The sequence below is a fragment of the Streptomyces sp. NRRL S-920 genome (assembly GCF_000717945.1).
Lineage (GTDB): Bacteria > Actinomycetota > Actinomycetes > Streptomycetales > Streptomycetaceae > Streptomyces > Streptomyces alboniger.
The window spans coordinates 1-295 of the sequence record NZ_JODF01000178.1; the positions used below are offsets into that span (position 1 = coordinate 1).

A 295-nucleotide genomic window follows, 5' to 3' on the forward strand; every position below is an offset into this window, starting at 1 on the left:
GGGGCATCCGGTGATCTGGCTGTGCGATCCGATGCACGGCAACACCCAGCGCGGCCCGCTGGGCCGCAAGACCCGCCTGCTGACCCGCATCACCCGCGAGGTGGAACTCTTCCAGGAAGTGGCCGGCGCGCAGCACGTGGTCGCAGGGGGGCTGCACCTGGAAGCCACCCCGGAGACCGTCGGCGAATGCGTGGCAGACGAGTCACGCCTCGATGACCTCCTCGACCCGGTGGGCTACACCACCGTCTGCGACCCCCGCCTCAACATCGACCAGGCCGTAGCAGTCGTATCCGCC

The 295-nt window shown here is 69.5% G+C and carries 1 protein-coding gene; it reads left to right on the plus strand.

The window, feature by feature from the left end:
* Positions 1-295: 3-deoxy-7-phosphoheptulonate synthase (locus tag IG54_RS0137405; protein WP_030795764.1), on the plus strand; the 295-nt coding region annotated here is incomplete at both ends.